The organism is Amycolatopsis sp. NPDC089917, assembly GCF_040684635.1.
GTDB lineage: Bacteria > Actinomycetota > Actinomycetes > Mycobacteriales > Pseudonocardiaceae > Amycolatopsis.
In genome coordinates this window covers 16,979-37,133 of the sequence record NZ_JBFBGL010000073.1, presented here as the reverse complement: position 1 = coordinate 37,133, position 20,155 = coordinate 16,979, and the positions used below count along the sequence as shown (strand labels likewise).

Annotated in this window: 21 protein-coding genes and 1 other RNA gene; 9 read left to right on the top strand and 13 right to left on the bottom strand. The window is 70.4% G+C overall.

Annotation, left to right across the window (positions count from 1 at the left end; genetic code table 11):
- Window positions 1-169 precede the first annotated feature (169 nt).
- The 6 genes from AB0N89_RS35215 to AB0N89_RS35190 all read right to left on the bottom strand — a co-directional run bounded on the left by AB0N89_RS35215 (window position 170) and on the right by AB0N89_RS35190 (window position 6,287).
- Window positions 170-721: a uridine kinase gene (locus tag AB0N89_RS35215; protein WP_364214067.1), complete on the bottom strand. Its 552-nt coding sequence runs from the start codon at window positions 719-721 to the stop codon at window positions 170-172.
- The gene (locus AB0N89_RS35210; protein ID WP_020632199.1) at window positions 718-1,155 is read right to left on the bottom strand and encodes a DUF2304 domain-containing protein; all 438 of its coding nucleotides are present in this window, start codon (window positions 1,153-1,155) and stop codon (window positions 718-720) included. Before AB0N89_RS35210 ends, AB0N89_RS35215 begins: the two co-directional genes overlap by 4 nt.
- A gap of 12 nt (window positions 1,156-1,167) precedes the next feature.
- A complete protein-coding gene (locus AB0N89_RS35205) occupies window positions 1,168-1,911 on the bottom strand; it encodes a glycosyltransferase family 2 protein (protein WP_364214060.1) in 744 nt (247 codons plus the stop codon).
- A 17-nt stretch (window positions 1,912-1,928) separates the two neighbouring features.
- Window positions 1,929-3,908: a DUF6541 family protein gene (locus AB0N89_RS35200; RefSeq protein WP_364214057.1), complete on the bottom strand. Its 1,980-nt coding sequence runs from the start codon at window positions 3,906-3,908 to the stop codon at window positions 1,929-1,931.
- A gap of 61 nt (window positions 3,909-3,969) precedes the next feature.
- Window positions 3,970-5,274, bottom strand: coding sequence for a hypothetical protein (locus AB0N89_RS35195; protein ID WP_364214054.1), 1,305 nt, complete (start codon window positions 5,272-5,274; stop codon window positions 3,970-3,972).
- Window positions 5,271-6,287 (bottom strand): glycosyltransferase family 2 protein, encoded by a 1,017-nt coding sequence (locus tag AB0N89_RS35190; protein WP_364214051.1) that lies wholly within the window; start codon window positions 6,285-6,287, stop codon window positions 5,271-5,273. Before AB0N89_RS35190 ends, AB0N89_RS35195 begins: the two co-directional genes overlap by 4 nt.
- A 61-nt stretch (window positions 6,288-6,348) precedes the next feature.
- On the opposite strand from AB0N89_RS35190, the gene AB0N89_RS35185 reads away from it, so the two are divergent.
- Together AB0N89_RS35185 and AB0N89_RS35180 are read left to right on the top strand one after the other, a co-directional pair.
- On the top strand, window positions 6,349-7,461 hold the full coding sequence (locus AB0N89_RS35185; protein WP_005166261.1) for a UDP-N-acetylglucosamine 2-epimerase: 1,113 nt from the start codon (window positions 6,349-6,351) through the stop codon (window positions 7,459-7,461).
- A gap of 94 nt (window positions 7,462-7,555) precedes the next feature.
- Window positions 7,556-7,846, top strand: a complete 291-nt coding sequence (locus tag AB0N89_RS35180; protein ID WP_364214047.1) for a hypothetical protein — start codon at window positions 7,556-7,558, stop codon at window positions 7,844-7,846.
- Between the two features lie 80 nt (window positions 7,847-7,926).
- Here the strand turns inward: AB0N89_RS35180 and recR are convergent, their stop codons facing one another.
- Together recR and AB0N89_RS35170 are read right to left on the bottom strand one after the other, a co-directional pair.
- Complete coding sequence (gene recR, locus AB0N89_RS35175; protein ID WP_005166260.1) at window positions 7,927-8,523, bottom strand: recombination mediator RecR; 597 nt, start codon at window positions 8,521-8,523, stop codon at window positions 7,927-7,929.
- Between the two features lies 1 nt (window position 8,524).
- Window positions 8,525-8,881 (bottom strand): YbaB/EbfC family nucleoid-associated protein, encoded by a 357-nt coding sequence (locus AB0N89_RS35170; protein WP_005166259.1) that lies wholly within the window; start codon window positions 8,879-8,881, stop codon window positions 8,525-8,527.
- 89 nt (window positions 8,882-8,970) lie between these two features.
- Here AB0N89_RS35170 and AB0N89_RS35165 point away from each other — a divergent pair, with 89 nt between their 5' ends.
- Window positions 8,971-9,819, top strand: a complete 849-nt coding sequence (locus AB0N89_RS35165) for an N-acetylmuramoyl-L-alanine amidase (RefSeq protein WP_364214064.1) — start codon at window positions 8,971-8,973, stop codon at window positions 9,817-9,819.
- A gap of 18 nt (window positions 9,820-9,837) precedes the next feature.
- Here AB0N89_RS35165 and AB0N89_RS35160 read toward each other — a convergent pair whose 3' ends face one another.
- Window positions 9,838-11,931, bottom strand: coding sequence for a DNA polymerase III subunit gamma and tau (locus tag AB0N89_RS35160; RefSeq protein WP_364214042.1), 2,094 nt, complete (start codon window positions 11,929-11,931; stop codon window positions 9,838-9,840).
- Between the two features lie 29 nt (window positions 11,932-11,960).
- Between AB0N89_RS35160 and AB0N89_RS35155 the strand changes: the two genes are divergently transcribed.
- A complete protein-coding gene (locus tag AB0N89_RS35155) occupies window positions 11,961-12,794 on the top strand; it encodes a fused MFS/spermidine synthase (protein ID WP_364214039.1) in 834 nt (277 codons plus the stop codon).
- Window positions 12,795-12,805: 11 nt separating this feature from the next.
- Here AB0N89_RS35155 and ffs read toward each other — a convergent pair.
- Window positions 12,806-12,900, bottom strand: an RNA gene (ffs, locus tag AB0N89_RS35150) — signal recognition particle sRNA small type.
- Window positions 12,901-12,945: 45 nt separating this feature from the next.
- Here ffs and AB0N89_RS35145 point away from each other — a divergent pair.
- Window positions 12,946-13,854 carry a serine/threonine dehydratase gene (locus AB0N89_RS35145; RefSeq protein ID WP_364214036.1) on the top strand — a complete coding sequence of 303 codons (909 nt, stop codon included), beginning with the start codon at window positions 12,946-12,948 and terminating at the stop codon, window positions 13,852-13,854.
- Here the strand turns inward: AB0N89_RS35145 and AB0N89_RS35140 are convergent.
- Both AB0N89_RS35140 and AB0N89_RS35135 read right to left on the bottom strand, forming a co-directional pair.
- Window positions 13,826-15,307, bottom strand: a complete 1,482-nt coding sequence (locus AB0N89_RS35140) for an ATP-binding protein (protein WP_364214033.1) — start codon at window positions 15,305-15,307, stop codon at window positions 13,826-13,828. The genes AB0N89_RS35145 and AB0N89_RS35140 overlap by 29 nt on opposite strands.
- Window positions 15,285-16,034, bottom strand: a complete 750-nt coding sequence (locus AB0N89_RS35135; RefSeq protein ID WP_364214030.1) for a response regulator transcription factor — start codon at window positions 16,032-16,034, stop codon at window positions 15,285-15,287. The genes AB0N89_RS35140 and AB0N89_RS35135 overlap by 23 nt, the downstream gene beginning before the upstream one ends.
- A 169-nt stretch (window positions 16,035-16,203) precedes the next feature.
- Between AB0N89_RS35135 and AB0N89_RS35130 the strand changes: the two genes are divergently transcribed.
- The gene (locus AB0N89_RS35130; RefSeq protein WP_364214027.1) at window positions 16,204-16,845 is read left to right on the top strand and encodes a hypothetical protein; all 642 of its coding nucleotides are present in this window, start codon (window positions 16,204-16,206) and stop codon (window positions 16,843-16,845) included.
- A gap of 7 nt (window positions 16,846-16,852) precedes the next feature.
- Here AB0N89_RS35130 and AB0N89_RS35125 read toward each other — a convergent pair whose 3' ends face one another.
- A complete protein-coding gene (locus AB0N89_RS35125) occupies window positions 16,853-17,926 on the bottom strand; it encodes an AAA family ATPase (protein WP_364214024.1) in 1,074 nt (357 codons plus the stop codon).
- Window positions 17,927-17,978: 52 nt separating this feature from the next.
- Here AB0N89_RS35125 and AB0N89_RS35120 point away from each other — a divergent pair, with 52 nt between their 5' ends.
- From AB0N89_RS35120 to AB0N89_RS35110, 3 genes are all read left to right on the top strand, one after another.
- Window positions 17,979-19,154 (top strand): histidine kinase, encoded by a 1,176-nt coding sequence (locus AB0N89_RS35120; protein ID WP_364214021.1) that lies wholly within the window; start codon window positions 17,979-17,981, stop codon window positions 19,152-19,154.
- Window positions 19,151-19,807 carry a response regulator transcription factor gene (locus tag AB0N89_RS35115; RefSeq protein ID WP_364214019.1) on the top strand — a complete coding sequence of 219 codons (657 nt, stop codon included), beginning with the start codon at window positions 19,151-19,153 and terminating at the stop codon, window positions 19,805-19,807. The genes AB0N89_RS35120 and AB0N89_RS35115 overlap by 4 nt, the downstream gene beginning before the upstream one ends.
- A gap of 67 nt (window positions 19,808-19,874) precedes the next feature.
- On the top strand, window positions 19,875-20,081 hold the full coding sequence (locus AB0N89_RS35110) for a hypothetical protein (RefSeq protein WP_364214016.1): 207 nt from the start codon (window positions 19,875-19,877) through the stop codon (window positions 20,079-20,081).
- The last annotated feature ends 74 nt before the right edge of the window (window positions 20,082-20,155 follow it).

Sequence of the window (20,155 nt, the reverse complement as noted above, 5' to 3'; positions counted from 1 at the left end):
CCCGTCGAACCACCACCCACGCAGGTCAGGCGTAGGTACCTGAATACGAGTACGCCCCAACCCGAAACGCCACTCACGACCACCTATACCGGCCTGTTCGCCGGGCCCGAAGACGTGACTCGCGTGATCAGACACCGAACTCGCGTGATTGGGCGGCGAACTCGCGTGATCAGACGGACGACGCGCTCACGACCACGGAATCCGCGGCGGCCTCGGTCCCGTCCACGATGAACCAGCCCCGTTCGAACAGTTGCCAGCGGCGCAGATCCGCCCGCGATTCCTCGCCGTCGCGCGCGGTGGCGCGGTCGAGGCGTTCGGTCTCGCTCCCGCCGTCCACCCAGGTCAGCAGGGACAACGACGGCCGCATCCGCGCCCTGCCACTGGAAACGCCCTCCAGTACGAGGACTTCGGGAACCGGGATCTCGACTTCTTCACCGGGCAGCGGGACACCGGTGGACCAGTCCACGCGCCGATAGCGGCCGGGCCTGCCCGCGCGCAGCGGTGCCAGGACACCGGTTTCCAGCCTCGGCCACCACGAAACGGGCTCGTCCCAGGTCGCGAACTCGTCGGTGCTGACCAGCGCCACCCGGACGCCGTGACCTGCGAGTCCGGCGACGAACTTCCCGGCCAGCGTGGACTTCCCGGACCCGGAAGGCCCGTCAACGGCGAGTACTCGGACGGTCCCCAACCTCGGCGGGGCCGCCAGGAGCGCGTCGATCAGCGTGCGCGCGCGGGGCTCACTTCGGGGAGCCCTTTGACGTTGTCGGGAGTCGCCGTCCGCGCTTCGAGCGCGGCGACGCGTTCTTCCAGGTCACGCTGGGCGTCGGCGAGTTCGCAGCGGAGCAGCGCGATCTCCTCGACGGAGGTCCGGACCTCTTCTTCGAGATGCCCGACCTCGGTCGACAGATGCAGCGCGACCAGTGCGAGAACCACACCGGCCAAGAGGAATACGAAGTTCGACGGCGTTTGCACGCCGGTCACCCGCGCCAGGAAGTCGGCGGCCTGCGGAACGAGAGCGAGCACGACCACGCCGATGGCGAGGACGAGCCAGACACCCGCGTACTTTTCCCGCAGTTTCCGCCGTCGCATCATCTCGAGGACGACGAACAGCACCAGACAGGCGACGACGATGCTGAGAATGCGCCAGCCAGCCATAATCAGCTCCTTTTACGCCGAATCCGACGAGTCGACGGCGGGGCGGCGGCGCACCAGCGCCAGCAGCAGGGCGAGTCCGGCGCGGCCGAGGTAGACGGCCGATTTCACCGGGGAATGGCTCGGTGTGCCACCGGCCCGTTCCCGCATGATCACCGGGATTTCCTTGATCTTCAGTTCGGCGCGGATCGCCATCACCAGCGATTCGACCGTGTCGCCGAGGTATTCGGCCGGGTAGTACGCGGCGAACATTTTGATCGCGCGCGGGCCCATCGCCTTGAACCCGGAGGTCACGTCGGTGAGCTTGGTCTTCCCGAGCCGGGAGAAAACGAACGAGAGCACGACCATCGCGTATTTCCGCGGGCCGCTCGCCTTGTACGAACCCTTGCCCGCGAACCGCGAGCCGATCGCGATGTCGGCTTCGTCGAGCGCGTCCAGCAGGGCGGCGACCTCTTCCGGGTCGTGCTGACCGTCCGCGTCCACCTGGACGACGACGTCGTAGCCGCGGGCGGCCGCGTACCGGAAGCCGGTGCGCATCGCCCCGCCGACGCCGAGGTTCACCGCCAGGCGGGCCACCTCCGCGCCCGCCGCGCGGGCGAGCTTGGCGGTCTCGTCGGACGAACCGTCGTCGACCACCAGCACATCCATGCCCGGCAAGGACTGCTTGACCTGGGAAATGACCGCGCCGACACTGGCCTGCTCGTTCAAAGCAGGCATCACGATGAGCACGCGACGGGTGGTCACGGACGTACTGGACACTGGATCACTCTATCTTCTTACTGGCCGTGAGCGGTGTCGGACCCGGCGGGGGCGCCGGCGGCGACCACACCTTGCTGACCTTCGATTTCGTAGACGGACGCGTCGAGGTTGTGGAAGACGCGCTTGAAACCCGGAGTGATGTCGAGGCGCTGGAGGCCCACCGCGGACTGCGCGTTGGGCGCCACCTTGCCCTTGCCGACGAGCACGTAGCGCACCTTGAGGTCGGTGAGCGCGTCGCGCACGCGCGGATCGCGGTTGATGTCGTTCAGGAACACGCTGAGCCAGCCGGCCTTGGTGGTGAACTCGGCGCCGTAGTTGGTCCACTCGACCGGCTGGACGCCCGCGAGGGCGTACATCCACACCGAGCCGTCGGCCTTGTCGTTCATCACGCGCTCGCCCGGTACGACGTGCTTCCCGAGCCAGCCGTAGGCCTCTTCCTCGCCCTTGCTGACCGAGGGACCGTCCGGGCCGTAGTTCATCGCGAGCCGCGCGGAGTTGCGGCCGATGTAGCCGCCGCGGCTCAGCACCGTGACCACCAGGCCGACCACCAGCGCCCCCGCGATGGCCGCGGTGAACGGGTTCAGGTTCGGCTTGCGCTCGCCGATCTTCTCGGCGAACTTGCCGGACGCGGTGTGCACGAACTCGCCGAACGCGACGGCGCCCGCCAGCGGCACGAGCGCGCCGATCCGCCAGTGGTCGTTGTAGAACACGCCGGTCAGGGTGTGGATGAGCGGCGTCTCCAGCGAGATCGTCGCGGCGAACAGGCCGCCGAGGACGACGTACGCGCCGACCATCCAGAGCATCCGCCGGTGCTTGACCAGGAAGAACACCCCGATGATCGCCGGGATGCCGATCCACCACTGCGGGAACGACGCCATCGGCGAGAAGGTGATGGTCTGCCCGAGCGCGCCGGACACGCTGGTCTCCGACGCCCAGAACGCGCTCGTCACGCCACCCGCGTTGTAGAGCGCCGGGAGGACCTGCGGCACGCCGAGCACGACCGCCATCAGGACCGTGGCCACCAGTGAGGCGGCGCTGCGGCGCCAGTCGATCTTCTCGAAGCGGAACAGCACCGCGAGCAGGATCAGCAGGAAATAGACCATGATCACGAAGATCAGGCTGGTGTGCAGGCCCGCCAGGCCCGCCACGCCGACGCCGATCGCGACCGGCCCGGCGACGCCGTTCGGCTTGAGCAGCAGGCGGGCGAGCGCGAGCATCGCGGGCACGAGCGCCACGCCTGCGACGTACGGCCAGAGCGGGCCGCGCCACAGCGAGTCGTACGGGAACGCGGTGAACCAGGTGGACACGGCCGCGGCGGCGGCGGTCGCGAGGACCGGCATGCGCCAGGCGCGGCACATCGCCGCGACGCCGACCGGGACGGTCAGCACGACCATGAGCGCCGCCAGGTTCAGCGTCGGCATCATCGTCAGGCCGCCCTTGCCGAAGATCAGGGCGAGCAGCGCGTGGTAGGTGTCCGGGTAGAAGTAGTCGGTCTGGTTCGGCAGGTTCGCGATGGTGCCGACCGTCGACGCGCGCGCGTCGCCGTGCTCGGCGATCCAGCGCACCAGGTTGCCGTGGAACGGGGCGTCCCAGCCCTGCTGGACGTTCTCCAGGCTGTGCGAGCCGCGCAGGAAGGTCACCGTGCCGACGCCGAGGCCGACCACGACACCGGCGCCGATCAGCAGGTGGTCGCGCAGGGAGCGCTTCGTCTCGTCGTCGTCTTCGTCCTCGCTCCAGTCGGCGTGCCGCTTCGCGGTGAAGCGGAGCACGAGGAAGGAGAGGCCGAAGCCGATCACGGACAGCAGCAGGACCCACAGGCCCACGTTCAGCATGGTCCAGCGGATGCCGAACCGGCCGAGGATCGGGATGGCGATGGCGACGAGGCCGAAGGTCAGCAGCGGGGCCGCGGCGGCGAGCGTCCAGCCGCGCAACCGGATCGCGGCGCCGAAGACGAGACCCGGCAGCCAGAACGCCAGCAACACCAAAAGAACGTTCATCGAATTCGCTGTCCAACCCTATTCGGCGTTAAAACGCCACCCCGTTCGTGGCGCGGCCACACTATCGAGACGTTTCGGACGGCTTCGCGTTGCCCGTCTCCGGCGTGCCTCTCACCACGAAACCCATGACCACCAGCAGTCCGACCGTCGGACCGGCGGCGAGCCCGACGACGGCCCGCACGACCGTGTCGCCGGGGAAGAACAGCAGGACCAGCGCGGTCGCGACGACGACGGCGGCCCAGGTGATCAGCACCTTCTTGGCCTTGGCCTGCGCGACGAGGACGGCGGCGAGCAGCTGCATCGCGGCCAGCAGCACCGACGACCAGACCAGCCCGGCCATCCACCAGGCCTCGGGGTCGTTCTTGCCGCCGTAGACCAGGCGCACCACCCACGGGCCGATCAGCCAGCCGATCAGCGCGCCGAGGGCCGCGAGCGCCAGCGCGCCCATCGAGCCGAGCGCGAGCAGCTTCCGCAGCCGATGCTTGCCCTCCTCGGTGCTGGACAGGCGCACCACGGTCGGGACCGCCAGTGCCTGGATCGGCGCCATCAGCGTGAGCGGTGTCCTGGCCACGAACAGGGCGACGAAGAGCACACCGAGCTTGTCCTTGTCACCGCCGGGCGCGAGCAGGCTGACCAGCGCCGGATAGCCGGTGATGACGCTCGCGGTGAGCCCGGCGCCCGCGAGGAGCATCAGCATGTTCGTGACGATCGGCTTCGCGGGCTCGGCGGCGTCCAGCTTGGGGTCGACCAGCTTGGCGGCGCCGCGGGCGAAGAGCAGCCAGGCGAACGAGCCGGTCGCGGCGGCGAGGGCGAACCAGTACAGCTGGGTGAGCCCGGCGACCACGAGGGCGGCGACCACGAGGATCCGCACGGCGGCCTCGACCAGGATCAGCCACGAGTAGGACCGGACGTGGTCCTGGCCGATGAGCAGTCCGCGCGCGGCGAACTGGAAGGCGAACGAAAGCCCGCCCGCGAGCACGATCACGGCGAGCGCGAACTGGCCGCCGTAGACCTTGTCCGTGATCGGCGGGATCAGCGTGAACAGGGCCACGACGGCGACCGCGACCAGGCTGGTGACGAAGGCGATCACGGCCGGTCGCCCGGCCTTGCGGCCTTCGAGCGCGGCGTGCGCGGACTGGCGCGAGATCTCCTGTTCGAGCGGGGACAGAGCGGCGCCCAGGCCCATCAGCATGCCCCAGAAGGAGAGCAAGACAGCGTTGTCAGCCGTCGACAGCGTCCGGCCCCAGACCACGGTGAGGACATAGCCCAGCGCGATCGCGATCAGCAGGTAGACACCGATGCGGCCGGCGGATTTCCCGGTGCTCTTGGCCAGTTCGCCGCCGGTTTCGTCAGCCAAGGTGCTCATTTACGCAGCCGGGCCCGCAGCGCCATGAAGAGGCCCCGGATCGCCCCGGCCCCGAACCCCGCGGCGAACACCGGCGTGAGCTGGGCGACCGCCTTGGCCTCGGCCTTGGTCGCGCCGAACTTCGTCACCGCGAACCCGGCGGCCGTCGAACCGACGGCGGCCAGCGTCACAGCGGTCTTCGGTCGCTTCGCGGCCACGCCGAGTCCGATCGCTCCGAGGGCCATCGCGGCGAAAAGGCCGTTGCGCGCGGGGCCGGGCGACGCGAGATACGAATCGACGAACGTGGTGCCGCGGAAATACGACTGCCCGATGAACTTCTTGAAGGAATCCCGCCCGTGGTAAGTCGCGGAGAACTCCGGGGCGAGGAAGATACGGTGCCGTTCCGCGATCCAGCGCAGAACGCCCGTGTCGTCACTGGCGAAACGGACGTCTTCGAAGAGGGACTCGAACGCGTTCGAGGAATCCTCGAGAACGTCCTTCGGCGCGGAAAAGAATCCGGTGCCTTTGGGGAAGACGTCGAACTCCTCGATACCGAACGACATCAACCGCGGGTTCGCGCAATAACGGCGCCACGGGATCTTGACCAGCCCCGCCATGAATCCCGCGTACGGATTGTGTTCGGACGCGACGTTGATGTGACCGTTCCACACCGTGCGCTCGGGGTGGTCCACGAGCTGGTCGCGCAGGAAGGTGAGCGAGCCGGCGTCCACGATCACGCGGCTGTCGAGCAGCAGGATCTGCCGCCCGGACGCCTTCGCGATCCCCGCCCGGCGGGCCTCGAACCGGCCGCTGTTCGGCTGGGAGAGCACGGTGATGCCGTACAGCTCCTGCAGCTTGGTGAGCTTGTCGCCGGTGCCGTCGGTGCTGCCGTCGTCGACCACGACCACCTCGACCGGCCAGTTCGCCGCCTGTGCCGACGCGATCAGCGCGCCCACACTGCGGTCGATCCAGTTCTGCTCGTTGTAGACCGGGATCACGACGGACAGGGCCGGGAGGAGCGAATTCGCACTCACCCCGGCGAGGCTACCTTGCGCGGCCCACCAGTATCCTTCGGGCACCGCAGACCCCGACAGAATGGCTCTTCCGGTGATTTCCTTCATTCTCGGCACCACGGCGGAACTGATCAAAATCGCGCCGGTCTACCACGGCATCCTCGAACGCGGGGTCCGGCCGAAGATCTGGTTCACCGCCCAGCACGTCGACGAGGTCTCGGACGTGCTCGCCGACCTGAACCTCCCGGAGCCCGACGTCTGGCTCGTGCCGAAGGAGAAGGCGCACAACCTGGAGTCGCCCGCGCAGGTGCCGGGCTGGGCCGCGCAGGTGCTGCGGACCGCGTGGAGCCGCCGCGCCGAACTGAAGGCCGCGCTGGTCGAGGACGGGCGTCCGCCGCTGGTCCTGGTGCACGGCGACACCTTCACCACGCCGTACGGCTCGCTCATCGGGAAGCGGATCCTCAAGTCGCGGGTCGGGCACGTCGAGGCGGGCGCGCGGTCGGGCAGCATCATGTCGCCGCTGCCGGAGGAGCTGAACCGGAAGATCGCCGCGAAGATCGTCGACATGCACTTCGCGCCGAGCGCGCGTGAGGTGAACAACCTCCGCAACGCGCGCGGCGTCGTCGTCGACACCGAGGCGAACACCGCGATCGACGCGATGCGGATGGCCATCAACGGGCCGCTCGACGTCGAGGGCCTGCCGGAGAAGTTCGGCCTCGCCACCCTGCACCGCTTCGAACTGGTCTCGCGCGCGGACAAGTACCGCGAGGCGCTGGAGATCCTGCGCGAGCAGAGCAAGCAGATGCCGATCCTCTACATGGCGGGCGCGCCGGAGCGCGAGAAGATCCGCGCGCTGGGCCTGGCGAACCTCTTCGACGAGAAGAACTTCATCATCCAGCCGAAGATGCGGTACCTGAAGTTCCTGCCGCTGGTCGCGCGCGCGGAGTACGTCGTCACCGACTCGGGCGGCCTTTCGGCCGAGTGCTACTACCTCGGCCTGCCGTGCGCCGTGCACCGCGAGCGCACCGAGACGCCGCAGCACCTCGGCGAGACCGTCGTGCTGACCGAGATGCGCGGGGACAAGCTGCAGAACTTCCTCGACACCTACCAGAACCGCCGCGGCGAGTCCTGGGTCGACAAGTTCCACCCGTCGGAGATCATCGTCGACACCCTCGCGCGCCTGGGCTACTGCTGACGCTCCGTTTCAGGCGGGCCTGAAACCCCTACCGATCGCCCGACCGGCCAATAAGGTCCTTCTCGATGTCCGTTTCTCACTGGGGAGAAGGAATTTGAGGAAGACCTTGTTGGCGGCGATGGCCGTCACGTTCGCGCTGTCGGCTCCGGCCGTCGCGTTCGCCGAACCCGCCCTGACCACCGCCCCGGAGCCGGCCGCGGCTTCGGTGATGGTCCCGGGATACTGGGTCAGCGCGGGCTACTGGAACACCGAACAGGACTGCACCTATCAGGCGACGGTGGAGTTCAACCGCCACCCCGAGTACACCGACTACCTCTGCCGTCTGGAGAACACCGGTACCAGCGAGTACAAGTGGCACCTCTGGATGTGGGTGGGCGACGTCTGATCCCGCGAGCTTTCCGAAGTCCGTGAAGGCCTCCTTGAGGGACCCAGAGTCCCTCAAGGAGGCCTTCACGGACTTTCGAGCTAGAGAGCCCGGCGGCCGGAGAGGGCGCGGCCCAGCGTCAGCTCGTCCGCGAACTCCAGGTCACCGCCCATCGGCAGGCCCGACGCGAGCCGCGTCACCGTCAAGCCGGGGAAGTCGCGAAGCATCCGCACGAGATACGTCGCGGTCGCCTCGCCTTCGGTGTTCGGGTCGGTCGCGATGATGATCTCGCTGATCTCCGCGCCGCCGATCCGCGCGAGCAGCTCACGCATGCGCAGCTGCTCCGGACCGATGCCGGACAACGGGTCCAGCGCGCCGCCGAGCACGTGGTAGCGGCCCTTGAACTCGCGCGTCCGCTCGACGGCGAGCACGTCCTTGGGTTCCTCGACCACGCAGATGACCGTGAGGTCGCGGCGGGTGTCGCGGCAGATCCGGCAGGTCTCCTGTTCCGAGACGTTGCCGCAGACCTCGCAGAACTGCACGCCTTCCTTGACCTTGCCGAGCACTTCCTGCAACCGCGCGATGTCCGCGGGATCGGCCGCCAGCAGGTGGAAGGCGATCCGCTGCGCGCTCTTGGGACCGACGCCGGGCAACCGCCCGAGCTCGTCGATCAGATCCTGGACGACACCTTCGTACAAGCTAGCCGCCGAGCCCGGGGAAGCCGCCGAGGTCCGGCATCCCGCCGCCGAGGCCGCCGGCGAGCGGGCCGAGCTTCTGTTCGGTGAGCTTCTGCGCGTTGGCCGAAGCGTCCCGCACGGCCGCGACGACCAGGTCGGACAGGGTCTCGACGTCGTCGGGGTCGACCACCTTGGGGTCGATGGCCAACGACTTCAGCTGGCTGTCGCCGGACACGGTCGCGGTGACGAGACCGCCGCCGGAAGTGCCGGTCACCTCCGTGTTGGCCAGCTCTTCCTGGGCTTCGACCAGCTTCTGCTGCATCTGCTGGGCCTGCTGCATGATCTGCGACAGGTCGAAGCCGCCACCGGGTTGCACCATGATCCGATCGGTCCTCTCCTGGAAAATCCCGTGCCGCCTACCAGACTAGCCGTCACGCGTATGGCACCGTTGGCGCCGTGCGACGACGGATGGGCCTTCTGGTGGCGATCGGATTGACGCTGTTCGCGGCGTGCGGCGTGGACACCCCCGCGGCGCCGCCTTCCGGTCCTCCCCCGCCGGGGACGACCACGGTCCTCACCACCCTTCCACAGCCGAGTCCCTCGTCGAGCGCGCCACCGCCGTCGTCGAGTGTGCCGCAGCCACCTCCACCGGCTCAGCCGCCGAAGACGGGCAAGGTCGTCGTGCTGGATCCCGGCCACAACGGCGGCAACGCGAGCAGACCCGGCGAGATCAACAAGCAGGTCCCGGCGGGGCGCGGCAAGACGAAACCGTGCAACACCACCGGAACCTCGACGAATTCCGGCTATGCCGAGCACGCTTTCACCTGGGACGTCTCCCAGCGGGTCTCGCAAGCCTTGACGGCCAAGGGAATCCGGGTCGTCCTCACCCGGCAGAACGACACCGGCGTCGGGCCGTGCGTCAACGAACGCGCCGCGATCGGGAACGACGCCCAGGCGGACGCGGTCGTGTCGATCCACGCCGACGGCTCGAATTCCGCCGGGGCGCACGGATTCCACGTCGCCTACCCGGCCCCGCCGCTGAACGCGCAGCAGGGCGAGCCGTCGGTGAAACTCGCGACGGCGTTGCGGGACGGCATCCGCGCGGGCGGCTTCCCGACGTCGACCTATCTCGGCTCGAACGGGCTCGCGCCGCGCGCCGACCTCGGCGGGCTCAACCTCTCGACCCGCCCGTCCGCGCTCGTCGAATGCGGGAACATGCGCAACGCCGACGAGGCCGCGGCGATGGCGAGCGAAGAAGGCCGCCAGCAGTACGCCGCCGTCATCGCGAAGGCCATCGAGGACTACCTGGCCCGTTGACGTCCCGCGTTTCGTCCTCTAGTTGCGTTCGTCCAGGGGGCGGGCGTTGAGGTGGTCGGCGAGCAGCTTCCGCGCGATCTCCTCCGGATCCTGCTCCGGCGGGAGCGGCGGAGGCGGCGGCGCGGGGCTCGCGTCCTCGTTGTAGAGATCCTCATCGTCCTCGACCGGCTCGGGCGGGAGCGGGATGTCCGGCTCGCCGGTCGCCACCTTCGGCCGCTGAGGCTCCGGCGGCTTCGACACGGGTGGCGCCGGAGGCGCCGCAGGAGGGGCGCTGGGCGTTTCGACGGACCGGCGGGTGAAGGACCGCTCGGGCGCGGACGGTGGCGGCGCGGCCTTGGGCGCGGCGGTGGCCTGCCGGGCCTGCGCGGCACCGTGGACGCACCGCACCTGCCAGTCGCCGCCGAAGACCTCCTTGAACGCGGCCGCGACGCGCTCCGCGTTGTGCGGCTCGGAAAGCCTGCGTGCCAGCGGTTCCGCGTTGTGCGTGAGCGTGACGGCGGTGCCCTCGACGGTCACGACGCTCGCCTGGGTGAGCATCGCTTCGGTGCTACGGCCACCGGGGACCTTGCGGATCGCGGCCAGCACGTGCGGCCAGCGACCGCGGATGCCCTCCACGTCCGTCCCGCCCGCCGAAGCCGCCGCGGGCGCCGGAGCGGCCGGAGGCGGAGTGGGCGCGGAAGGACGTTGGGGGGCGGGCCGTTCGGCGACCGGCTCGGGCCGCGCGACAGGCTGTGCGGCGGGTTGCGCGGCGGGTTGTGCCACCGGCTGAGGGGCGGCCTGAGGAGCCGGCGCGGGGGCGGCGGCCCGTTGCGACGGCCGCTGGAACTCGCGGACGGGCTCACCCGAAGGAGAGACCGCCGGCGCGGGCGCGGCCTGAGCGACCGGGACGGCCTGACCGGCGGGAGCGGCCTGAACAGCCTGGACCGCGACACCGGCGGCGGGCGCCGGAGCCGAAGCGGCCCGGCGCTCCAGCCGTTCGAGACGCGCGAGCAGCGCGTCGGTGCCCTCGGCGACCGACGGCAGCAGCATCCGCGCCGTCAGCAGCTCCAGCACCAGCCGGGGCGACGTCGCGCCCCGCATCTCCAGGAGTCCATTGTGGACGATGTCGGCGTACCGCGAGAGCGTGGCGGGCTCCAGCTTTCCCGCCTGCTCCTTCATCTTCTTGAGCTCGTCGTCCGGCGCGGCGACCAGGCCGCGCTCGCCCGCGTCCGGCACCGAGCGCAGCATCACCAGGTCGCGCAGGCGGTCGAGCAGGTCGGTGGCGAAGCGGCGCGGATCGTGCCCGGCCTCGGCGAGGCTCTCGACGGTGCCGAACACCCCGGCCGCGTCGTCCGCGGCCAGCGCGTCGACCATGCCGTCGATGAGCGCGACGTCGGTGACACCCAGCAGCGACACCGCGCGCGAGTAGTCGACTCCGTCCGGCCCGGCTCCCGCCAGCAGCTGGTCCAGCACCGATTGCGTGTCCCGCGCCGAGCCGCCGCCCGCGCGGATGACCAGCGGGTACACGGCGGGCTCGACCTTGGCGCCCTCGGCCGCGACGTTGCGTTCGAGCAGGTCGCGCATGGAGCTCGGCGGGATCAGCCGGAAGGGGTAGTGGTGCGTCCGCGACCGGATGGTGGGCAGCACCTTGTCCGGTTCGGTGGTCGCGAAGATGAAGATCAGGTGCTCCGGCGGCTCTTCCACGATCTTCAGCAGGGCGTTGAAGCCCTGCGTGGTGACCATGTGCGCCTCGTCGATGATGAAGACGCGGTAGCGCGAGTCCGCCGGGGCGTAGAAGGCCCTGTCGCGCAGCTCGCGGGCGTCGTCGACACCACCGTGGCTGGCGGCGTCGAGTTCGGTGACGTCGACGCTGCCGGGGCCTTCGGGCGCGAGGTTCCGGCACGAGTTGCACTCGCCGCACGGATCCGGCGTCGGGCCCTTCGCGCAGTTCAGCGAACGCGCCATGATGCGCGCGCTCGACGTCTTGCCGCAGCCTCGCGGGCCGGAGAAGAGGTAGGCGTGGTTGATGCGACCGGCGGCCAGCGCTGTGCGCAGCGGATCGGTCACATGCTCCTGCCCGACGACCTCGGCGAAGGTAGCCGGACGGTACTTTCGGTACAGCGCTAATGCCACGGCCGCGAGACTACCGGGAAGGTCCGACGGTGAGACCAGCACCGACCCCAGGCACGTATCCGGTCCGCTTCGGCACCGCCGAACTGCTCCGCGACGCCGACCGCCCCGACGCCTGGACGATCTCGGTCGACGGCGTCGCCCAGTCGCACGTCAACCTCGACGATCCCACGGATCTCGAGTTCGACTACATCCGAAGGATCGCCGACGTCGTCGACTGTCTCGGCGAAGGACCGATCGACGCGCTGCACGTCGGCGGCGCGGCCTGCACGCTTCCCCGCTACATCGCCGCCACGCGGCCGCGCTCACGGCAGCTGGTGTTCGACGCCGACGGCGAACTCGTAGCGCTCGTACGCGAGCAGCTGGGCTTGAAAGGGCTGAAGGTGCGCGTCGGCGACGGCCGCGAAGGCGTCTCCGGCAGGTACGACGCTTCGGCCGACCTGGTCATCGTGGACGCCTTCGAACGCGGCGTCCTGGCCGGCGGCCTCGCGACCGTGGAGTTCACGAACGAGATCGCGCGCGTCCTCCGCCCGGCGGGCACTTGCATCGCCAACGTCTCGGACGGCCCCAACCTGCCGTTCCTTCGCCGATTCCTGGCGACGCTGGCGACGTCGTTCCCGCAGCTGGCCCTGCTGGCGGAACCGGGCGTGCTCCGGGGCCGCCGCTTCGGGAACATCGTGGTCGCCGCCTCGCGCGTCGAACTCCCGGTCAAGGACCTGACCCGTCGGGCCGCGTCGTCCGCCTACCCGGCTCGCTGTGTCGCGAACGAAGATCTACGGCAGCTTCAAGGCAAGGCGAAGGCCATCACGGACGCGGAGGCCTTGCCGTCGCCAGTACCGCCGAAGGACGTCTTCGGGATCTTCTAGGCCCCGGAAACGAAAGGGGACCCCGCGCACCCGTCAGAGCTTGCTTATCCTTGCTGCCTTCCGGCCCTGGGGAGGTTCACAAGATGGACGCCGCGCGGGGTCCGGGGACCAGTGTAGTCACTACCCGCCGGGCATGGAGGACAGTGGGGGTATGAGTACTCCAAGCACCGCTCCGACCTGGGAAGACGTCCTCAAGGCCGTCGAAGCCGTCCACCCGTTCGTGCGACGCACGCCGGTGCTGCGCGCGGAGGTCGACGGGCGACCGCTGGTCCTCAAGCTTGAGCACCTCCAGCGGAGCGGGTCGTTCAAACTGCGGGGCGCGGTGAACGCGCTGGTGAGCGGGCCGTTGCCGGAGCGGGTGCTGACGGCGTCCGGCGGCAACCACGGGCTGGGCGTGGCGACGGCTGCTTCGCTGCTGAATCTGCCCGCGACCGTTTACGTGCCGGAGTCGGCTCCGCAGGCGAAGACGGTCCGGATCGAGGCCACGGGCGCGAAGCTCATCCGCCACGGCGCGACGTACGCCGAGGCGGCCGCGAAGGCGCTCGAAGCGGCCTCTGAGCCGGGTACGCGGTACCTGCACGCGTACGACGACCCCACCGTCGTCGCCGGTCAGGGCACTGTCGCGGCCGAAGTCGTCCAAGACGTGCCGGACGTCGACGCGTTCCTGGTCGCGGTCGGCGGTGGCGGGCTGGTCGCGGGGACTTCGCTGGCCGGATTGCCGACGTTCGCCGTCGAACCGGAGCGGTGCCGCGCGCTCGGCGCGGCGCTGGAGGCGGGCGAGCCGGTGGACGTGGAGATCGACTCGGTGGCGGCGTCCGCGCTGGGCGCGACCAGGGTCGGGAACGTCCCGTTCGCCGTGCTCCGGGACCGGGTGACGTCCGTGCTGGTCGGCGACGCGGAACTGCTCGCCGCGCGGGACCGGCTCTGGGAGGAGTTCCGCCTCGCCGTCGAACCGGCCGCCGCGGTCGGTTTCGCCGCGTGGCTGGCCGCGCGGGCCGAGGGCGAGCTGCCGTGCGTCATCCTTTGCGGCGCTAACAGTGAGTGGCGGCCCTCAGCGTGACCCGGAACTCCGTCCGCCCCGGACGGCTGGTGACGCCGACCTGCCCGCCGTGCGCGGCGACGACGGCCGCGACGATCGCCAGGCCGAGCCCGGTGCTGCCCGCGGCGCGCGAGCGCGAATCGTCGCCGCGGGCGAAGCGTTCGAAGACCTCCGGAAGGATCTCCGGCGGGATCCCCGGCCCACCGTCGACAATGGACAGTGTCACCACCGAGTCCGTCATGGACAGAGACGCGGTGACCTCGGTGCCGTCCGGGGTGTGCGTGCGCGCGTTGCCCAGCAGGTTGATCACCACCTGGTGCAGCTGATCCGCGTCGCCGAGGACGGTGATCGGCTCCGGCGGCACCTCCAGGCGCCATTTGTGCCCGGGCCCGGCGACGTGCGCGTCGGCGACGGCGTCCGCGACGAGGCGCGAGAGATCGACCGGCTGGTGCACCACCGGACGGCCGGAGTCGAGCCGCGCGAGCAGCAGCAGGTCCTCGACCAGACCGGTCATCCGCGTCGATTCCGACTCCACCCGGCCCATCGCGAACGCGATGTCCGGCGGCACCTCGGAACCGGACCGCCGGGTGAGTTCCGCGTAGCCGCGGATGGCCGCGAGCGGGGTCCGCAGTTCGTGGCTGGCGTCGGCGACGAACCGGCGCACCCGGCTTTCACTGGCCTGCCGGGCGGATAGCGCGTTCGAGATGTGGCCGAGCATGCGGTTGAGCGCGAAGCCGACCTTGCCGACCTCCGTGCGCGGGTCGGTGTCCACTTCGGACACTCGTTCGGACAGCGCCACCTCGCCGCGGTCCAGCGGGAGTTCGGCGACCCTGGTCGCGGTGGCGGCCAGCCGGTCGAGGGGTTTCATGGTGCGCCGCACGGTCACCGCGCCGAGCGCGCCCGCCAGCAGGATGCCGCCGACGGCCACCCCGCCGAAGATGAAACCGAGGTTCCACAACGTGTCCTTGACGTCCTTGGTGGGCAGCCCGGTGATCGCGATCCCGCCGCTGGACGTCTGTTTCGCCACCACGCGGTATTCCCCGAGCGACCCGAGATTCACGTCGGTGGGCTCGTTGCCCGTCGCCGACCGCAGCAAGGCGGTGACCTGGGTCTGGCTGATCTCGTCGTGGGGGAACGGGTCGGTGACCTTCGCGTCGTAGCTGGACCGGAGCACGGCGGCGAGCACGCGGCCGTCCGGGAACACGTTCACGAACAGCGAACCGGTGCTCTGGCCGTACGCGCGCAGGCCCTCGGGAACCCTTTCCCCGCCGGGACGGCCCGGTGGCGGCGGACGGCTCGCACGTTCACTGGTCTCGTGGAGCCGCGCGTCGAGCTGGCCGATCAGGAAGTCCCGCAACGCCAGTTCGGTCACCACGCCGACCACCAGGCAGACGAGCGCGAGCAGCCCCGCGACCTGCGCGATCAGCCGCCGCCGCAGGGACCAAGGCCGCCTAACCCGCGGGCTTGAGGACATACCCGGCGCCGCGCATCGTGTGGATCATCGGCTCCCTGTCGGCGTCGATCTTCTTGCGGAGGTAGGAAATGTACAGCTCGACGATGTTGGCCTGGCCGCCGAAGTCGTAGCTCCACACCCGGTCCAGGATCTGCGCCTTCGACAGCACGCGCTTCGGATTGCGCATGAGGTACCGCAGCAGTTCGAACTCGGTCGCGGTCAACGGCACCGGATCACCGCCCCGGTGCACCTCGCGGCTGTCCTCGTCCAGGGTCAGGTCGCCGACGACGAGCATCGAACCGCTCGGCCCGGCGACCCCGCCCGCGCGCCGGAGCAGCGCGCGCAACCGCAGCGCGACCTCCTCCAGGCTGAACGGCTTGGTGACGTAGTCGTCGCCGCCCGCGGTGAGCCCGGCGATCCGGTCCTCCACCGCGTCCTTGGCGGTCAGGAACAGCACCGGCAGGTTGGGCACCTCCGCGCGCAGGCGGCGCAGGACGTCCAGGCCGCTCATGTCCGGCAGCATGACGTCGAGGACCACCGCGTCCGGCCGGAATTCCCTGGCCACGCGGACGGCCTCGGTCCCGTCGCCGGCGGTGCGGATGTCCCAGCCCTCCATGCGCAGGGCCATCGACACGAGCTCGGACAGGGTCGCCTCGTCGTCGACGACCAGCACCCGCACGGGGCTGCCGTCGGCACGGCGCAGACCTGCCTTCGCGGAACCGGACGACGGGACGTTCACACTGGTCATGGTGCCATCCTGCGCGGCGCCCTTGAGCCTTCTCTGTGTCCCGGCTGTGCGTTTCCTGTGAACGATCACCCGGCCGGGCGGGAATCACAGCGGCCGCCCACCGCCGGCACAGCTTCCGCACAGCGACGGCGCCGAGCATGGCCGCAACCGAGTACACGGAGGCGACCAGATGACCGAACCGACCGAACCAGCCGGACCTCCGGCGGGCGAGACCGCCGCGTGGGGCGCGCCTGCCCCGGCGGGTGAACCTAAGAAGGCCTGGTCGGGCCGCAAGACCGCGATCGCGGCCGGGGTGGCGGTGGTGATCGCCGCCGGCGGCGGGGCCGCGATCTGGGCCGGGACCGCCGCGAACGGCGCCGAACAGGGCCAGATGATGGGCGGGCCCGGTGGCGGTGGCCGGATGCTCTTCGGCCCCGGCGGGGGCATGCCGCGTGACGCGCTGCACGGCGATTTCGTCGTCTCCGACGGCAAAGGCGGCTACAGCACCGAGCGCGTGCAGACCGGCGAGATCACCGAGATCAGCGCGACTTCCGTCAGCGTGACCAGCAAGGACGGCTACCAGCAGGTCTACACGATCGATTCGTCGACCAGGAAGACCGGCGAGCCCAAGACCGGCCAGACGGTGACGGTGAACGCCAAGGTCACCGGGAACACCGCGACGGCGACGAGCATCGGCAATCCCGGGCAGCAGACCCAGCGCGGCCAGAACGGCGGCCGGCGCGGTCAGGGACAGCAGGATCAGCCGGGCCAGGGGCAACCGGAGCAGGGACAGCCCGGTCAGTTGCCGGGCGGACCGCCGCCCGGCAACTGACGCACGGCTAGCGGACGAGAGCGAGCAGCGCGGCGGCCGTCTCGGCCGCTTCCTGGCCGGCGGTGTCGAGGACGACGCGGTCGCCGCCGGAGCCGCGCGTCCGGGCCGCCTCGGCGATCGCGCGGGCGGCCACCCGGTCCCGCACCCCGGGTGGCGCGCCGCGGAGTTCGTCACCGGCCAGCAGCGCGGATTCGCCCTCGGCCCGGCGCCGGACGCGTTCGGTGAGCGTCGGGTCGTCCGCGTCGAGGTGGACGACGGTGACCTCCTCGAAGACCCGCCGGTGCTCCGGCGCCAATTCCCGGCCGACGACGATCAGGCGTTCGGCTCCGGCGTCGCGGTAGCCGCGCCAGACGGCGGCCAGGTTCGCCGCCTCCACGGCCGGATCCGGGCCGCCGGGGTGCACGAACCCGAGTTGCGCGAGATCGACGTAGGCGACCGGCGTCCCCTGTGCCCAGAATTCCCGCAGCGCTCCGTACGCGGCCGTCGACTTGCCGACCGCCGTCGGACCGGTCACCACGGTCACCGGTCCGGGTTGCGGCGCGACGGCGTCCGGCGGAGAGATCTCCCCTTGTTCGACCACGCACCGCCGGAACAGCGTGTCGATCGTTTCCCCGGGACGCTGCCCCGTCGTGTCCATCGCCTCGCCGAAACCGGTGCGCTCGTAGGCGTCCGCGATCTCGAAGAGGTCGGGAAGAGCTCCTTCGGGCGAACCACGGCCGAGGAAACGGCTCCGGAGTTCGTCGCGATCGCACGTCAGCCGGACGAGCGTGAGGTCGAAGTCGCGGCCTTCGAAGTCCCGCTCGACGCCGTTCTCGGGGTCCACGACCCCGGACACGACGAGCTGCCTGGCGCCCCGGGCACGCAGGATCTCCAGGACCCGTAACAGATTGGCCGCCTTGATGGCGTGCGACGCGTCGCCCCCGCCCGGAGGCGGGCCGATCAGCCCGAGCTGGTCGATGTCGACGTACGCGACGTTGCCGCCCGCTTCGACGACGCGGCGGTACAAACCCCAGGCGGTGGTCGATTTCCCCGATCCCGGTGCGCCGGTCGTCCAGAGCACGGGCGTCTTCTCGATCCCCATGGCTGATGATCTTAGGAACCCCTGTCCAGTGAAATAGGGCAGAGTTGGACGCGTGCGGGACATCAGCGGGTCGCTGGCGAGGCAGGCGTGCGCGGTCGCGGCCGTCTGCCTGGTCGCGGACGCCGGGCTGTTCCTCATCGTCGGACCACCGCTTTCGCTGGGTTGGCGGGCATGGGTGATCCTGATCGGCGGGATCCTCGCCAACGCCGCGCTCGCCGGGCCTTCGCGGTATTCCGGCTGGGTGTCGGCCGCGCACGGCGTGCTGCTCACCGCGGCGCCGATCCTGGTCTACCCGTTCGACCATTACCTGCAGGCCACCAACGCGGGCGTGCTCATCGCGGGATACCGCGCCGGCGCCTGGCTTTCGGCCAAACCGGCGCTGGCGGCGCTGGCCGTGATGCTCGCCGGTCTCGTCGCCTGCAACGTCATCCCGTCCGGCCGGGAGGCCCGGGACTGGCGGCTGTTGCTCATCGACGTCGGCGTGAGCGGACTGTTGCCGTGGATGGTCGGCCGCTACACGACCGCGCGGCGCGCGTACATCGCCGATCTCCAGCGCGCGGAAGAACAACGGCGGCAACACGAAGCCGAGGCGGTCCGCCGCGCCGTCGCCGAGGAACGCACGACCATCGCCCGCGACCTGCACGACGTGATCTCCCACCACGTCAGCGCGATCGGCGTGCACGCCGGTGCCGCGCGGCTCGGTCTGCCGGAGGGGGAACCGGCCGCGCGGCGTTCACTCTCGGCCGTCGAATCGTCGAGCCGGGCCGCGATGGCCGATCTGCGGCGGCTGCTGGATCTGTTGCACGGCAAGGAGAACAGCGACGCGCAACGGCAGCCGGGACTGGACAACCTCGACGAGCTGCTCGACAACCTTCGTAGCGCCGGGCTCCCCGCGCGGCTGACGAGTCAAGGCGGGCCGCGGGAACTCCCGGGCTCGGTGGACATCGCGCTGTACCGTATCGCGCAGGAAGCGCTGACGAACGCGCTCCGGCACGGCTCCGGCGGGACGGTCGAGATCGACCTCGCCTACCGGCGGACGGAGATCGTCCTCGCGATCACGAACGAGATCGGCCGCCCGAACCGGCGTTCCCCGGCCGAGTCGACGAAACGCGGACTCGCCGGGATCCGGCAACGGGTCGCGTTGTTCGGCGGTCGGGCGGAATGCGGGCCGCTCGACGACGGGCGGCACTGGCGGGTTCGAGTCGGATTTCCTTTGGAGGCGGAGTGATCCGGGTTCTGCTGGCGGACGACCACGCGATGTTCCGGTCCGGGATGCGCGCGGTGCTGGACACCCAGGCGGATTTCGCCTGTGTCGGCGAGGCCGCGGACGGACGCGAAGCCGTCGCGCAGGCGGCCGCGCTGCGCCCGGACGTCGCCGTGCTCGACGTCCGGATGCCCAAATTGGACGGTCTGGCCGCGACCGAGGCGATCATGTCCGCGCCCGGTAACGACACCCGCGTCCTCGTGCTGACGACCTACGACTCCGACGAGTACGTCTACCGCGCGCTGCGGGCGGGCGCGAGCGGGTTCCTGTTGAAGAGCCTCGCCCCCGAGGAGCTCGTGTCGGCCATGCGGGTGGCCGCGCGCGGCGACGCGCTGATCGACCCGACGGTGACGCGGCGGCTCGTGTCGACCTTCGCCACCAGCATCGAACCCGTGGCCGCCGAACCGGCCGAACTGGAACGGCTCACTTCGCGCGAACGCGAGGTCCTCATGCTGGTCGCCGACGCCTCCAGCAACGCGGAGATCGCCGGCTTGCTGCATGTGGGCGAGGAGACGGTGAAGACCCACGTTTCCCGGATCCTGGCGAAGCTGGGTTTGCGGGACAGGGTGCACGCCGTCGTCTACGCCTATCGGAACGGTCTCGTCGGCGGCCGGTGATCGGTTCGCCGGACCGGGCTTCTCCTGCCAGAATCGCCGCAGGGCACGTCGAGGCGGGGAGCTGGGAATGAAGCGCTGGGTCACCCTCACGATCGGGCTGGTCTTCCTGCTGGTCGGCGGCGTCTGGGTGCTCCAGGGCGCCGGCGTGCTGACCGGCAGCTTCATGACCGGGCAGAAACTGTGGTTCCTGATCGGGCTCGTCGCGTTCCTGATCGGGGTGGTGCTGGTGGCGGCCACCGCCCGCCGCACGCGACGGACCCCCACCGACGACTAGCCGCGGTCCCCGCCTGATCACGCGTGTCGTCCGCCTGATCACGCGTGTTCCGCCTTCAATCACGCGTGTTCCGT

Excerpts from the sequence above, each read along its gene's own strand:
- AB0N89_RS35210 (WP_020632199.1), bottom strand. The coding sequence starts at position 1,155 with ATGGCTGGCTGGCGCATTCTCAGCATCGTCGTCGCCTGTCTGGTGCTG.
- AB0N89_RS35200 (WP_364214057.1), bottom strand. The coding sequence starts at position 3,908 with ATGAACGTTCTTTTGGTGTTGCTGGCGTTCTGGCTGCCGGGTCTCGTC.
- AB0N89_RS35195 (WP_364214054.1), bottom strand. The coding sequence starts at position 5,274 with ATGAGCACCTTGGCTGACGAAACCGGCGGCGAACTGGCCAAGAGCACC.
- AB0N89_RS35185 (WP_005166261.1), top strand. The coding sequence starts at position 6,349 with ATGGCTCTTCCGGTGATTTCCTTCATTCTCGGCACCACGGCGGAACTG.
- AB0N89_RS35170 (WP_005166259.1), bottom strand. The coding sequence starts at position 8,881 with ATGGTGCAACCCGGTGGCGGCTTCGACCTGTCGCAGATCATGCAGCAG.
- AB0N89_RS35165 (WP_364214064.1), top strand. The coding sequence starts at position 8,971 with ATGGGCCTTCTGGTGGCGATCGGATTGACGCTGTTCGCGGCGTGCGGC.
- AB0N89_RS35145 (WP_364214036.1), top strand. The coding sequence starts at position 12,946 with ATGAGTACTCCAAGCACCGCTCCGACCTGGGAAGACGTCCTCAAGGCC.
- AB0N89_RS35140 (WP_364214033.1), bottom strand. The coding sequence starts at position 15,307 with ATGTCCTCAAGCCCGCGGGTTAGGCGGCCTTGGTCCCTGCGGCGGCGG.
- AB0N89_RS35135 (WP_364214030.1), bottom strand. The coding sequence starts at position 16,034 with ATGACCAGTGTGAACGTCCCGTCGTCCGGTTCCGCGAAGGCAGGTCTG.
- AB0N89_RS35130 (WP_364214027.1), top strand. The coding sequence starts at position 16,204 with ATGACCGAACCGACCGAACCAGCCGGACCTCCGGCGGGCGAGACCGCC.
- AB0N89_RS35125 (WP_364214024.1), bottom strand. The coding sequence starts at position 17,926 with ATGGGGATCGAGAAGACGCCCGTGCTCTGGACGACCGGCGCACCGGGA.
- AB0N89_RS35110 (WP_364214016.1), top strand. The coding sequence starts at position 19,875 with ATGAAGCGCTGGGTCACCCTCACGATCGGGCTGGTCTTCCTGCTGGTC.